This is a genomic window from Brachybacterium sp. SGAir0954 (genome assembly GCF_005490785.1).
GTDB lineage: Bacteria > Actinomycetota > Actinomycetes > Actinomycetales > Dermabacteraceae > Brachybacterium > Brachybacterium rhamnosum.
This window is the reverse complement of sequence record NZ_CP027295.1, coordinates 1,762,978-1,775,956: the sequence shown is the minus strand read 5'-3', so window position 1 is coordinate 1,775,956 and position 12,979 is coordinate 1,762,978. Positions and strand designations below refer to the sequence as shown.

General features: G+C 73.8%; 10 protein-coding genes. All 10 read right to left on the bottom strand.

What is annotated here, in order from left to right; translation table 11 throughout:
- Positions 1-197 precede the first annotated feature (197 nt).
- Positions 198-1,646 carry an argininosuccinate lyase gene (gene argH / locus C1N80_RS08050; RefSeq protein ID WP_137770294.1) on the bottom strand — a complete coding sequence of 483 codons (1,449 nt, stop codon included), beginning with the start codon at positions 1,644-1,646 and terminating at the stop codon, positions 198-200.
- Positions 1,643-2,875, bottom strand: coding sequence for an argininosuccinate synthase (locus tag C1N80_RS08045; RefSeq protein ID WP_137770293.1), 1,233 nt, complete (start codon positions 2,873-2,875; stop codon positions 1,643-1,645). The genes argH and C1N80_RS08045 overlap by 4 nt, the downstream gene beginning before the upstream one ends.
- Before the next feature lie 76 nt (positions 2,876-2,951).
- Positions 2,952-3,494, bottom strand: coding sequence for an arginine repressor (locus C1N80_RS08040; RefSeq protein WP_137770292.1), 543 nt, complete (start codon positions 3,492-3,494; stop codon positions 2,952-2,954).
- The gene (gene argF / locus C1N80_RS08035; protein ID WP_137770291.1) at positions 3,491-4,480 is read right to left on the bottom strand and encodes an ornithine carbamoyltransferase; all 990 of its coding nucleotides are present in this window, start codon (positions 4,478-4,480) and stop codon (positions 3,491-3,493) included. Before argF ends, C1N80_RS08040 begins: the two co-directional genes overlap by 4 nt.
- Position 4,481: 1 nt before the next feature.
- Positions 4,482-5,738 carry an acetylornithine transaminase gene (locus C1N80_RS08030; protein ID WP_137770290.1) on the bottom strand — a complete coding sequence of 419 codons (1,257 nt, stop codon included), beginning with the start codon at positions 5,736-5,738 and terminating at the stop codon, positions 4,482-4,484.
- Entirely contained in the window at positions 5,731-6,684 is a 954-nt protein-coding gene (argB, locus tag C1N80_RS08025) for an acetylglutamate kinase (protein WP_137770289.1), read from the bottom strand. The genes C1N80_RS08030 and argB overlap by 8 nt, the downstream gene beginning before the upstream one ends.
- Complete coding sequence (gene argJ / locus C1N80_RS08020) at positions 6,681-7,850, bottom strand: bifunctional glutamate N-acetyltransferase/amino-acid acetyltransferase ArgJ (RefSeq protein ID WP_137770288.1); 1,170 nt, start codon at positions 7,848-7,850, stop codon at positions 6,681-6,683. Before argJ ends, argB begins: the two co-directional genes overlap by 4 nt.
- A gap of 62 nt (positions 7,851-7,912) precedes the next feature.
- Positions 7,913-9,028, bottom strand: a complete 1,116-nt coding sequence (gene argC / locus C1N80_RS08015; RefSeq protein ID WP_168198062.1) for an N-acetyl-gamma-glutamyl-phosphate reductase — start codon at positions 9,026-9,028, stop codon at positions 7,913-7,915.
- Between the two features lie 122 nt (positions 9,029-9,150).
- The gene (pheT, locus tag C1N80_RS08010) at positions 9,151-11,742 is read right to left on the bottom strand and encodes a phenylalanine--tRNA ligase subunit beta (protein WP_137770287.1); all 2,592 of its coding nucleotides are present in this window, start codon (positions 11,740-11,742) and stop codon (positions 9,151-9,153) included.
- A 1-nt stretch (position 11,743) separates the two neighbouring features.
- A complete protein-coding gene (gene pheS / locus C1N80_RS08005; RefSeq protein ID WP_137770286.1) occupies positions 11,744-12,850 on the bottom strand; it encodes a phenylalanine--tRNA ligase subunit alpha in 1,107 nt (368 codons plus the stop codon).
- Positions 12,851-12,979 lie beyond the last annotated feature (129 nt).

Genomic DNA, 12,979 nt, shown 5'->3' with positions numbered 1-12,979 from the left:
TGCTGTCGGCGCCCGATCGGGCGCCGCGGTCCATTGTCCCCCAGGCCCGGACCGGGGCGCGACGGCATTTCGCGCGCGGTGCCGCCGGGAGGCGAACGCCGAGGAGGAGAGCGAGGACGGCCGACGGGCGCCGACCCGGAGGTCGACGCCCGTCGGCGGTGGGACGGCGGTGCGTCAGCGGGACGCGGCCGCGCAGCTCAGCGGTCCCGGGTGAAGCCGCGCAGATCCCCGAGCAGCGCCTCGACGGCGTCGCCCTGCTCGGCCACGCGCACCGGGGCGGTGCCGCCCTTCGCATCGCGCGAGGCGATCGAGCCCTCCACGGAGAGCACCTCCCGCACCGAGGGGTCCAGGTGCTCGGAGATCCCCGTGAGCTCGGCGTCCGTGAGGTCCCAGAGCTCCTTGCCCTGCTCCTCCGCGGTCTTCACGCAGGCGCCGGAGATCTCGTGCGCCGAGCGGAAGGGCACCCCGGCGCGCACGAGATGGTCCGCGATGTCGGTCGCGAGGGAGAAGCCCTGCGGGGCGAGCTCCGCCATGCGCTCCGTGTGGAACACGAGCGTCGCCATCATCCCGGTGAACGCCGGCAGCACGAGATCCAGGGAGTCCACCTGGTCGAAGACCGGCTCCTTGTCCTCCTGCAGGTCGCGGTTGTACGCGAGCGGCAACGCCTTGAGCGTGGTCAGCAGACCCACGTGGTCGCCCACGATGCGCCCGGCCTTGCCGCGCGCGAGCTCCGCGATGTCCGGGTTCTTCTTCTGCGGCATGATCGAGGAGCCGGTGGAGAAGGAGTCGTCCAGCGTGATGAAGGAGAACTCCTTCGTGTTCCACAGGATGACCTCCTCCGCGAGGCGCGAGAGATCGATGCCGATCATCGCCAGCACGAAGGAGAACTCCGCCGTCAGGTCCCGCGAGGCGGTCCCGTCGATCGAGTTCCACACCGAGTCCGCGAAGCCGAGCTCCGAGGCGACGGCCTGCGGGTCCAGCCCCAGGCTCGAACCGGCGAGCGCGCCCGAGCCGTACGGGGACACGGCCGTGCGGGCGTCGAGGTCCCGCAGGCGCTGCACGTCCCGCAGCAGCGGCCAGGCGTGGGCGAGCAGGTGGTGGCTCAGCAGCAGCGGCTGCGCGTGCTGGAGGTGCGTGCGCCCCGGCATGGGGACGCCGTGCACCTCGCGGGCTCGCTCGAGGAGCACCTCCACGAGATCCAGCACCCGGTCCCCCACCGCGCGCACCTGGTCACGGATGAACAGGCGGATGAGGGTCGCGATCTGGTCGTTGCGGGAGCGGCCCGCGCGCAGCTTGCCGCCCAGCTCGGTCCCCGCGCGCTCGATGAGGCCGCGCTCGAGGGCCGTGTGCACGTCCTCGTCGTCCTCCGCGGCGGCGAACGCCCCCGAGGCGACGTCGGCCGCGAGCACGTCGAGCGCCTCCTGCATGCGGGTCAGCTCGTCCTCGGAGAGCAGCCCGGCCGCATGCAGCACGTTCGCGTGCGCCTTCGAGCCGCGCAGGTCGTACTGGGCGAGCCGCCAGTCGAAGTGCGTGGACTTCGAGAGCGCGGCGAGCGCCGCCGCCGGCCCCGAGCCGAAGCGGCCGCCCCAGAGGGCCGCCGAGGCGCCCGGGGCGCCGGCGGGATCGGAGGAGGGGGCCGACGTCACTTCGCGTCCTCGGTGCTGAGGTCCTCGCCGTTGCCGAGGGCCACGTCGCGCGCCGCCGCCTGCTTCGCGGCGAGACCGTAGATGTCGATGAAGCCGCGGGCGCTGGCCTGGTCGAAGGTGTCGCCCTCGTCGTAGGTCGCGAGGTTGAAGTCGTACAGGCCCGTCTCGCTGCGACGACCGGTGACGGTCGCGCGACCGCCGTGGAGCGTCATGCGGATGTCGCCGTTCACGTAGCGCTGGGTGTCCTCGATGAAGGCGTCCAGGGACTTCTTCAGCGGGGAGAACCACTGGCCGTCGTAGACCATCTCGGTCCAGCGGTCGCCCACCTGGCGCTTGAAGCGGGCCTGCTCGCGCTCGAGGGTCACGCGCTCGAGCTCCTGGTGCGCGGTGATCAGGGCCATCGCGCCGGGGGCCTCGTACACCTCACGGGACTTGATGCCCACGAGGCGGTCCTCGACGATGTCGATCCGGCCGATGCCCTGGGCGCCCGCCCGACGGTTCATCTCCTGGATCGCCTCGAGGGGGGTGACCGTGCGGCCGTCGATCGCGACCGGCACGCCGCGCTCGAAGGAGATGACGACCTCGTCGGCGACCGGCGGGAAGGCCGGGTCGTCGGTGTAGTTGTAGACGTCCTTCGTGGGCTCGTTCCAGATGTCCTCGAGGAAGCCGGTCTCGATGGCGCGGCCCCACACGTTCTGGTCGATCGAGAAGGGGTTGTGCTTCGTCGTCGCGATGGGCAGGCCCTTGCGCTCGGCGTACTCGATCGCGCGGTCGCGGGTCAGGGCGAGATCGCGGACGGGGGCGATGCACTTGAGCTCGGGGGCGAGCGAGGTGATCGAGACCTCGAAGCGCACCTGGTCGTTGCCCTTGCCGGTGCAGCCGTGGGCGACGGTGGTCGCGCCGAACTTCTTCGCGGCCTTCACGAGGTGCTTCGTGATCACCGGGCGGGAGATCGCCGAGACGTTCGGGTAGGCGTCCATGTACAGGGAGTTCGCCTTGAGGGCCGGCATGCAGTACTCCTCCGCGAACTCGTCGCGGGCGTCGGCCACGTACGCCTCGACGGCGCCGCAGTCCAGCGCGCGCTGGCGGATGACCTCGAGATCCTCGCCGCCCTGGCCCACGTCCACCGCGCAGGCGATGACGTCGGCGCCGGTGGCGTCGTGGATCCAGCCGATGGCGACGGAGGTGTCGAGGCCGCCGGAGTAGGCGAGGACGATCTTTTCGGTCACGGGTGATGCTCCTTGGGGGTGGTTCCGGTCGTTCTGGTCATGCATGTCGAGCCGCGGGGCAGGGCGGGCGACAGGGTCAGGGGGCAGGATCCTCGGCGCCGGCTCGGCCGTCCGCGAGCTCGAGCAGCCGCGCCGCGAGGCGCTCCCCGCCGAGGGGGTCGCGCGCGATCAGCAGCACCGTGTCGTCCCCCGCGATGGTACCGAGGACGTCCGGCATCACCGAACGGTCCAGGGCGGAGGCGAGATACTGCGCCGCCCCCGGCGGGGTGCGCACGACCACGAGGTTCGCGCTCGCCTCGGCGGAGACGAGCAGACCCTCCGCGAGCCGCGGCAGCCGCGCCTCGAGCACCTCCGACTCGCCGGTGGTGCCGGCGGGACGGAGCAGCGCCCCCTCGGGAGGGGTGCGGTACACGAGGCTGCCCGAGGAGCCGCGGACCTTCTCCGCCTGCAGCTCCACGAGGTCCCGCGAGAGGGTGGCCTGGGTGACCTCGATCCCCTCGTCCGCCAGGAGCTCCGCCAGGCGGGACTGCGAGCCCACCTCCTGGCGGGTGAGGATCCAGGCGATCCGCTGCTGTCGGGAGGTCTTGGTCTGCGCGAGGCCGCGCCGGGTCTCCGTCACGGACGGCTCGATCGTCGAGGCAGGGCGTGCTCGGCGCTCTGCGCGTCCGGGTGCTCGACGAGCCAGGTCATGAGCGCCTTCTGGGCGTGGAGGCGGTTCTCCGCCTCGTCCCAGACGACGCTGCGGGGCCCGTCGATCACCGAGGCGGCGACCTCCTTGCCCCGGTACGCGGGCAGGCAGTGCAGGAAGACCCCGCCCGAGAGGTCCATGAGGTGCTCGGTGACCTGGTAGCGGTGGAAGGTCTCCTCGCCGCGGCCGGCCTCGCCCTCCTGCCCCATGGACACCCAGGTGTCGGTGACGACGGCGCTCGCGCCGCGCGCGGCGGCCTCGGGGTCGTCGGTCACGGTGACCGCGCCGCCCGTGCCGGCGGCGATCTCCTGGGCACGGCGCACGATCGCGCCGTCGGGCAGGTGGGTCGCGGGAGCCGCGATGCGCACGTCCATCCCGGCGGTCACGCCGCCCAGCAGGTAGGAGTGCGCCATGTTGTTCGCCCCGTCGCCGAGGTACGCGAGGGAGCGGCCGGCGAGCGCGGGCTCGTCGAGGCCCGAGAGGCCCCCGGTGTGCTGGGCGATCGTCACGAGGTCCGCGAGGATCTGGCACGGGTGGAACTCGTCCGTGAGCGCGTTGATCACGGGCACCGTGGAGTGCGCCGCCATCTCGCGGATCCGGTCCTGCCCGAAGGTGCGCCACACGATCGTGGAGACCATGCGGGTGAGCACGCGGGTGGTGTCCGCGATCGACTCGCCGCGCCCCAGCTGGCTCGAGCCGGCCTCCATGACGAGGGGGCTGCCGCCGAGCTCCGCGACGCCCGTCGCGAAGGAGACCCGGGTGCGGGTGGAGGACTTGTCGAAGAGGACGGCGACGGTGCGCGGTCCCTCGAAGGGCCGGCGCGCGAAGCGGTCCGCGGTCAGCTCGAGGGCGAGGGCGAGGACCTCCTTCTGCTCGTGCGGGGCCAGGTCGTCGTCGCGCAGGAAGTGGCGGGGCATGTCAGAACCTCTTCTCGGGAGTGGCGTCGGTGCCCGCGACGAGCTGCTCGGCGCGGTCCAGCAGCGCGGGCAGCGCCGTGAGGAAGCTCGTCAGCTGCTCGCCGGTGACGACGAGCGGAGGGGCGAGGCGGATGGTGGAGGGATTCGCGGCGTTGACGATGAAGCCGGCCTCGAGGGCGGCGGTCACCACCTGGGGCGCGATCGGGGCGGCGAGCGCGATGCCCTGCAGCAGCCCGGCGCCGCGGCTGCCCTCGACGCGCGCATCCCGCGCGGCGAGCGCCGCGACCTCGGCGGTGATCTGCGCCCCGAGGGTGCGCGCGGCACCCAGGAGGTCCTCCTCGGCGAGGGTGCCGAGGACGGCCAGGGCGACGGCCGCGCCGAGCGGGTTCCCGCCGAAGGTCGTGCCGTGCTGGCCCGGGGACAGCAGCGTGCTGGCGTGCTCGCCGAAGGTGACCACGGCGCCGATCGGGAACCCGCCGCCGAGGCCCTTGGCGAGGGTCATGACGTCCGGGACGACGCCCTCGAAGCGCTGGTGGGCGAACCACTCCCCCGTGCGGCCGATCCCCGTCTGGACCTCGTCGAGGATCAAGAGCGTGCCGTGGGCGGCGGTGAGCTCCCGGACGCCCAGCAGGTACGCCTCGGTGAGCGGGATGACACCGGCCTCGCCCTGGATCGGCTCGAGCACGACGGCGGCCACGTCCCCGGTGGCGAGCGCTGCCTCGAGCGCCGGGAGGTCCTCCGCGGGGAGGAACTCGACGCCGCCGGGCAGCGGCTCGAAGGGGGCGCGGTAGGCCTCCTTGTGGGTGAGGGCGAGGGCGCCCATCGTCCGCCCGTGGAAGGAGCGCTCGAGGGCGATGATGCGCGGCCGGCCCGTGCGGCGGGCGATCTTGAAGGCGGCCTCGTTGGACTCGGTGCCGGAGTTCGTGAAGAACACCCCGGAGCCGCCCGGCGCCTGCGCGAGCTGCAGCAGCCGCTCGGCGAGCTCGATCTGGGTGGGCGTCGCGAAGAAGTTCGAGACGTGGCCCAGGGTCTCCGCCTGCTTGCCGAGCGCCGCGACGACGTCCGGGTGGGCGTGGCCCAGGGCGTTCACGGCGATGCCGCCGAGGAGGTCGAGGTAGCGGTTGCCGTCCGCGTCCCAGACGTGCACGCCCTCACCGCGCACGAGCACGCGCTGCGGCGCGCCGAAGACGCCGATCAGGGACCGGGAGTAGCGCTGCGCGAGCTCCTCGGCGCCGGTGGCTGTGCTCTGCTCAGACATAGTCGTCCCTCCTCACCATCGTGCCCACGCCCTTGTCGGTGAACACCTCGAGCAGGAGGGCGTGGGCGATCCTGCCGTCGATCATCGCGGCCGTGCGCACGCCGGCGTCCACGGCGTCCAGCAGCGACTCCGCCTTGGGGATCATGCCCGCGGTGAGCGCGGGCAGCATGCCCTTCAGCTCGCTCGCGGCGATCTCCGGGATGAGGGAGTCGCGGTCCGGCCAGTCCCGGTACAGGCCCTCGACGTCGGTGAGGACCACCAGCTTCTCGGCGTCGAGACCCGCGGCGAGCGCGGCCGCGGCGAGGTCGGCGTTGATGTTGAGCACGGCGCCCGTCGGCTCGCCGTCCTCGTCGATCTCCGGGGCGATCGAGGAGACCACCGGGATCCTCCCGGCGTCCAGCAGGTCCTGGATCGACTCGGGACGCACCTGCGTCACCGCGCCGACGTGGCCCAGGTCCACCTGCTCGCCGTCGACGACGGCGCCGCGGCGGACGGCGGAGAAGAGCCGGGCGTCCTCCCCGGACATGCCGATCGCGGAGGGGCCGTGGCCGTTGATGAGGCCCACGAGCTCCCGGCCGACCTTGCCGACGAGGACCATGCGGACCACGTCCATCGTCTCGTCGTCGGTCACGCGCAGGCCGGCCCGGAACTCCGAGTCGATGCCGACGCGCTGCAGCATGGCGTTGATCTGGGGGCCGCCGCCGTGGACGACGACCACGTGGATGCCGGCCTGGCGCATGAAGACGACGTCCGCCGCGAAGGCGCGACGCAGCTCCTCGTCGATCATCGCGTTGCCGCCGTACTTGACGACGACGATCTTCCCCGCGAAGCGCTGCATCCAGGGCAGCGCCTCGATGAGGATCTCGGACTTGGCGCGGGCGCCCTCCTGCGCGGGGGTCAGCTCCGTGAGGGGGTTCTTGCCCGTCGATGCGATGGTGCCGCTCATGAGGAGTACGCGCTGTTCTCTTCGACGTAGGCGTGGGTGAGGTCGTTGGTCCAGATGTCCGCCTCCGCGGCGCCCGCCCCGAGGTCCACCTCGATGACGGTCTCCCGCGGGGTCATGTCCACCTCGGAGCGGTCGCGGTGGGCTCCCCCGCCGCGGCACACCTCGACGCCGTTGACGCTGACGGAGAGGTCTGTGACGTCGAAGGGGGCGACCGCCTCGGGCACGCAGCCGGCGGCGGAGACGATCCGGCCCCAGTTGGGGTCGTTGCCGAAGATCGCGGTCTTCACCAGGCTCGAGCGGGCGATCTCGCGGGCCACGGCGAGCGCGGCGTCCTCGCTGCTCGCGGAGCGGACCACGACGTGCACGTCGTGGCTCGCACCCTCGGCGTCGGCCACGAGCTGGCGGGCGAGGTCGGCGCTCACGGCGCGCACGGCCTCGCCGAGCTCCGCCGCGTCCACCGCTGTGCCGCTCGCCCCGGAGGCCAGCAGGATGACGGTGTCGTTGGTGGACATGCAGGCGTCGGAGTCGACCCGGTCGAAGGTGGTGCGGGTCGCCGCGGCGAGCGCCTCCTGGGCGGTGGCGGCGTCGACGTCCGCATCGGTGGTGAGCACGACGAGCATGGTCGCGAGCTGGGGGGCGAGCATGCCCGCGCCCTTGGCGATGCCGCCGACGACGACGCCCGAGGGCAGCACGACCTCGGCGGTCTTGGGGACGGTGTCGGTGGTCATGATCGCCTGCGCGGCGGTGGCGTCCGCCTGCTCGCCGGCGTCGAGCGCGTCGACGGCGGCGCTGGCCCCGGCGAGCAGCGGCTCCATGGGCAGGCGCTCGCCGATCAGCCCGGTGGAGCAGACGAGAACGTCCTGCGCGGAGACGTCGAGGGCGCCCGCGAGGTGCTCGGCGGTGCGGTGGGTGTCCGCGAAGCCCTCGGGTCCGGTGCAGGCGTTCGCGCCGCCGGAGTTGAGGACCACCGCGCGGGCGCGGCCGTCCGCGACGGCCTGGCGGGACCACAGCACGGGCGCGGCCTGCACGCGGTTGCTCGTGAACACGGCGGCGGCGGTGTCGCGCGGGCCGTCGTTGACGACGAGCGCGAGGTCGCGCCGGCCGTTGGCCTTGATGCCGGCGGCGAGGCCGGCGGCGCGGAATCCCAGGGGGCGGGTGATCGACACGATGTGGTCCTTCGCGGGGTGGAGCGGTGGTTCGGGATCGGCGGGCCCGGGGGCCGGCGGGATCAGGGGGCGAGCGCGGTGCGGACGAGGCCCGTCGTCTCGGGCAGGCCGAGGGCGAGGTTCATCGACTGGATCGCCGCGCCGGCGGTGCCCTTGACGAGGTTGTCGATCGCGGCGATGACGGTGGCCTGGCCGCTGCGGCGGTCCACCGCGGCGCCCACGCGCAGGGTGTTCGCACCGACGACCTCCTGGGTCGCGGGGACGACGCCCTCGGGCAGCACGGTCACGAAGTGCTCGGAGCCGTAGTCGCCGTCGAGGGCGGCGAGCAGGTCCGGCGTCGTCGTCCCCTCGGCGACCGGGGCGTTGCACACGGCGAGGATCCCGCGGCTGAAGGGCACGAGCACGGGGGTGAAGGTGAGGCGCCGCGACGGGTCCTCGCCCGCGGCGCGGCGCAGGTTCTGGAGGATCTCCGGGATGTGACGGTGCGTGCCGCCCACGCCGTAGGGCCGGGCGCCGCCGCCGGCCTCCGTGAGCAGCAGGTGCTGCTTGGGGCTGCGCCCGGCGCCGGAGTAGCCGACGGGCAGCACCGCGGAGAGAGCGGTGGCGTCCACGAGCCCGGACCGCACGAGCGGGACGAGCGCGAGGGAGACGGCGGTCGCGTTGCAGCCGGGGACGGCGATCTCGCGGGCACCGGTGAGCAGCTCGCGCTGGCTCGGACCGGCGGCGAGCGGGAGCTCGGGCATGCCGTAGGTCCAGGTGCCCGCGTGCTCGGTGCCGTAGTACTCCGCCCAGTCCTCGGCGCTCTCGAGGCGGTGGTCCGCGCCGAGGTCGAGGACGAGCACGTCCGGGTCCTCGGCGCGCAGCGCGGCACTGATCCGGCCGGACTCGCCGTGGGGCAGGGCGAGGACGACGACGTCGTGGCCGCGCAGGACCTCGACCGTGGTCTCCTGGAGCACGAGGTCGGCGCCGAGGTCGATGTGGGGCGCGATCTCGGAGAGGTGCCGGCCCGCGCTCGAGTGCGCGGTGAGCGTGGTGACCTCCACGAGCGGGTGCTGGGAGAGCAGGCGCAGGGCCTCACCGCCCGCGTAGCCGGAGGCGCCGACGATCGCGGCCCGCAGGCGACGGCCCGCCGGGGCGGCGGGGGTCGGGACGACGGCGGGAGCGGACTCGGCAGACATGAGGCAATTGTATACACACTGCTGCATGTTCTCCCAAGTCGAGCGGCTCGACCCTGCGCCCGCCGGGCGGCCGGGCGGCACCTCGGAGATCGAACCGCCCCACCGCCCGGCGAGCCGTCGGCTCAGGCGCGCAGCTCACCGCCGACGGCGCTCGCGACCGCCGCCACGATGCTCTCGCGCACGGCGCCGATCTGCTTCGCGCCGAGGGTCCCCTCGGCGGAGCGCAGTCGCACCGCGAAGGCGAGCGACTTGCGGCCCTCGCCGACCTGCTCGCCGGTGAAGACGTCGAACAGGTGGACGCGCTCGGCGAGATCGCCCGCGCCCACGAGGATCGCGGCCTCGACGGCGCTCGCCGGCACGGACTCCTCCACCACGAAGGCGAAGTCCTCCTTCGCCGGCGGGAAGGTGGGCACCGGTGCGGCCAGCACCACGGCGGGGGCCGAGGCGATGACCGCCTCGATGTCGAGCTCGAACGCGGCGGTGCGCGCGGGCAGACCGAACGCCTTGATCACGGCAGGGTGCAGCTCACCCGCGAGACCCACGACGACGGAGTCGCCCGCGGAGGTGAGGACGCGCAGCTCGGCACCGCGGCCCGGGTGCAGCGGGGCGATCTCCCGCTGGCGCACTTCGAGCTCGGCGCCCACCGCAGCCGCGGCCCGGCGGGCGAGGTCGAGCGCATCGGTCCAGCCCCACGCCTCGGGGGCTCCCTGCCAGGAGTCCGGGCCGGAGGGCCCGCCCTGCACGGCGCCGAGGACGGAGGTCTGCTCCGGCAGCGCCGCGGCGATCGCCGCGAGCTCCGCCTCGCTGGGACGCGTCGCCGGGGCGGGCACCGGTGCGGCGCCGCCGCCGGATGCGCGGAACACGGAGCCCCGCTGGAAGATCGCGACGGACTCCTCGCCGCGGCCCAGGTTGCGCCGCGCCGTGGGGAGCAGGCTCTGCAGCATCGAGGTGCGCAGCAGCGGCTCGTCCTCGGCGAGCGGGTTCAGCAGGCGCACGGCCCGGCGGCGCTCGTCGTCGGCCGGGTAGCGGAGCGTGTCGTGCACGTCCGCCGGCACGAACGGGGAGACCTTGACCTCGACGAGGCCGGCCTCGGCGAGGGCGCGCTGCGCGGAGCGGCGGGCGCGCTGCGCGACGGTGAGGCCGCGGCCCCCGGGGGCGGTGGGCAGCACGGAGGGGATCTCCGCGTAGCCCACGAGGCGGGCGATCTCCTCGACGAGGTCCTCGGCGAGGAGGAGGTCCGGCCGCCAGGACGGCGGGGTGACCACGAGGTGGTCCTCGCCGTCGGGCTCGACGGCGCAGCCGATCTGCTCGAGGCTCCCGCGCACCTGCTCCGCCGTGTAGGGGATGCCGACGAGGCGCTCGGCCGCGTCTGCAGCGAGGCGGATCGGGGCGGGGTCCGTGACGGTGCCGTCGTCGGTGACCTCGCGGGCGATCGTGCCGCCGCCGTGCTCGACGATCAGCTGCGCCGCCCGGGTCGCCGCGATCAGCGGCAGCCGCGGGTCCACGCCGCGCTCGAAGCGCTTGGAGGCCTCGGAGGGGAGGCGGTGGCGGCGCGCGGTGCGGGCCACGCTCACGGGATCGAAGGTCGCGGCCTCCAGGACGATGTCGGTGGTGCTCGCGGAGACCTCGGTGGAGGCGCCGCCCATGACGCCGGCGAGGCCGAGCACGCGCGAGGCGTCCGCCCCGTCGGTGATGAGCAGGTCCTCGGGGTCGAGGGTGCGCTCCACGTCGTCGAGGGTCGTGAGCTTCTCCCCCGCCCGGGCGCGGCGCACGACGATCGGCGCGCTCAGCTTCGCCGCGTCGTAGGCGTGGAGCGGCTGGCCGAGGTCGAGCATCACGTAGTTCGTGACGTCGACGATCAGGGAGATCGGGCGCATGCCGGCGAGGGTGAGGCGGCGGGCCATCCAGCGCGGGGTCTGTGCGGAGGGGTCCACACCGGTGACCTCGAGGGCCACGAAGCGGGTGCATCCCTCGGCGCCGCGGAGCGGGGCGTCGTCACGGCGCTCGACCGCGACGCCGGTCCCGCTCGCGGCGGGGACCTCGACGGCGAGCGCCGGGTCGGTGTAGGCGGCGCCGGTCGCGTGGGAGTACTCGCGGGCCACGCCGCGCATCGAGAAGCAGTAGCCGCGGTCCGGGGTCACGTTGATCTCGACGACCTCGTCGGCGAGGCCCAGCAGGGCGATCGCGTCGTCGCCGGGTTCGCCGGTGAGGCCCTTCGCGTGCCCGCGGCCGAGGACGATGATGCCGTCCTCGCCGTCGGGGTCCGGGCCCAGGCCCAGCTCGTCGCCCGAGCAGATCATGCCGTCGGAGGTGTGGCCGTAGGTCTTCCGCGCGGCGATCGCGAAGTCGCCGGGGAGCACGGTGCCGGGCAGGGAGACGACGACGAGGTCGCCCTCGACGAAGTTGTGCGCGCCGCAGATGATCCCACGGCTGGGGCGCTCCTGCCCGGGCTGCGGGTCCTTCGGGTCGTCGAGGTCCTCGTTGTGCTCGGGGCCGACGTCGACGCGCACCCAGTTGATGGTCTTGCCGTTCTTCTGCGGCTCCTTGACGAGCTCGAGCACGCGGCCCACCACGAGGGGGCCGGTCACCTGCGCGCCGAAGATCGCCTCCTCCTCGAGGCCCACGCGGGAGAGGTCGGTCGCGACCTGCTGGGCGCCGGTGCCCTCGGGGAGGGTGGTGTGCTCGGCGAGCCAGGTCAGGGGAATGCGAGGCATGTCAGATCTCCGTCCCGTAGTGCTGGGAGAAGCGGACGTCGCCCTCCACCATGTCGCGCATGTCGGCGACGCTGTTGCGCAGCATGAGGATGCGCTCGATGCCCAGGCCGAAGGCGAAGCCCTGGTACTCCTCGGGGTCCACGCCGGCCGCGCGGAGCACGTTCGGGTGGACCATGCCGCAGCCGCCCATCTCGATCCAGCCGGTGCCACCGCAGACCCGGCACTCCGGGTCCGCGTCGTGGTCCAGGCCCAGACGCGCGTCGCACGAGAAGCAGCGGAAGTCCATCTCCGCGCTCGGCTCCGTGAAGGGGAAGTGGTTGGGGCGCAGGCGCGTCACGGGCGCCCCGCCGAAGAGGTGCGCGGCGAAGGCGTCGAGCGTGCCGACGAGGTTCGCCATCGTCAGGCCCTTGTCGATCGCGAGACCCTCGACCTGGTGGAAGACGGGCGAGTGGGTCGCGTCGATCTCGTCGGCCCGGTAGACGGTCCCGGGGCACGCGACGTACAGCGGGGCGCCGCGCTCGAGCATGGCCCGGACCTGCACCGGCGAGGTCTGCGTGCGCAGCAGCATGCCGGACCCCTCGGGCGCGAGGTAGATGGAGTCCTGCAGCGAGCGGGAGGGGTGCTCGGGATCCGCGTTCAGGGCGTCGAAGTTCAGCCAGGAGGACTCCGCCTCGGGGCCCTCCGCGATCTCCCAGCCGATGCCGACGAAGAAGTCCTCGATGCGGTCGGTGAGCGTGCTCAGCGGGTGCGCGGCGCCGCGGGGGCGGCGGTCCGTGGGCAGGGTCATGTCCACGGTCTCGGCCGCGAGCGCGGCCTCCTCCTCGGCGGCGGCGAGCTCGCCCTGACGGGCGGCGAGGGCCTGCTGGACGCGGCCCTTGCCCTGGCCCACGAGCTTGCCCGCGGCGGCCTTCTGGTCCTTGGGGAGGTCCTTGATCGCGCGGTTCGCGGTGCTCAGCACGCTCGCGTCGCCCACGTGGTCGATGCGCACCTGCTTGAGGGTCGCGGTGTCCGGGGCCGCGGCGATCGCGGCGAGCGCGGCGTCGACGGCGGCGGTGATCGCCTGCTCGTCGATCGCGGGCCCGCCGGGCGCGGGGTTCGTCTCTGACACGGGGTTCGCTTTCGTCCTGGGGTGCTCGGGAGGCGCCGGCCGCGAGGCGGGCACCGCGGACCATTCTAGGAGGGATGCACGGGCGTCGGGCCACGGCGCCCGCCCCGGCCCCCGCTCCCCGCTAGCCTG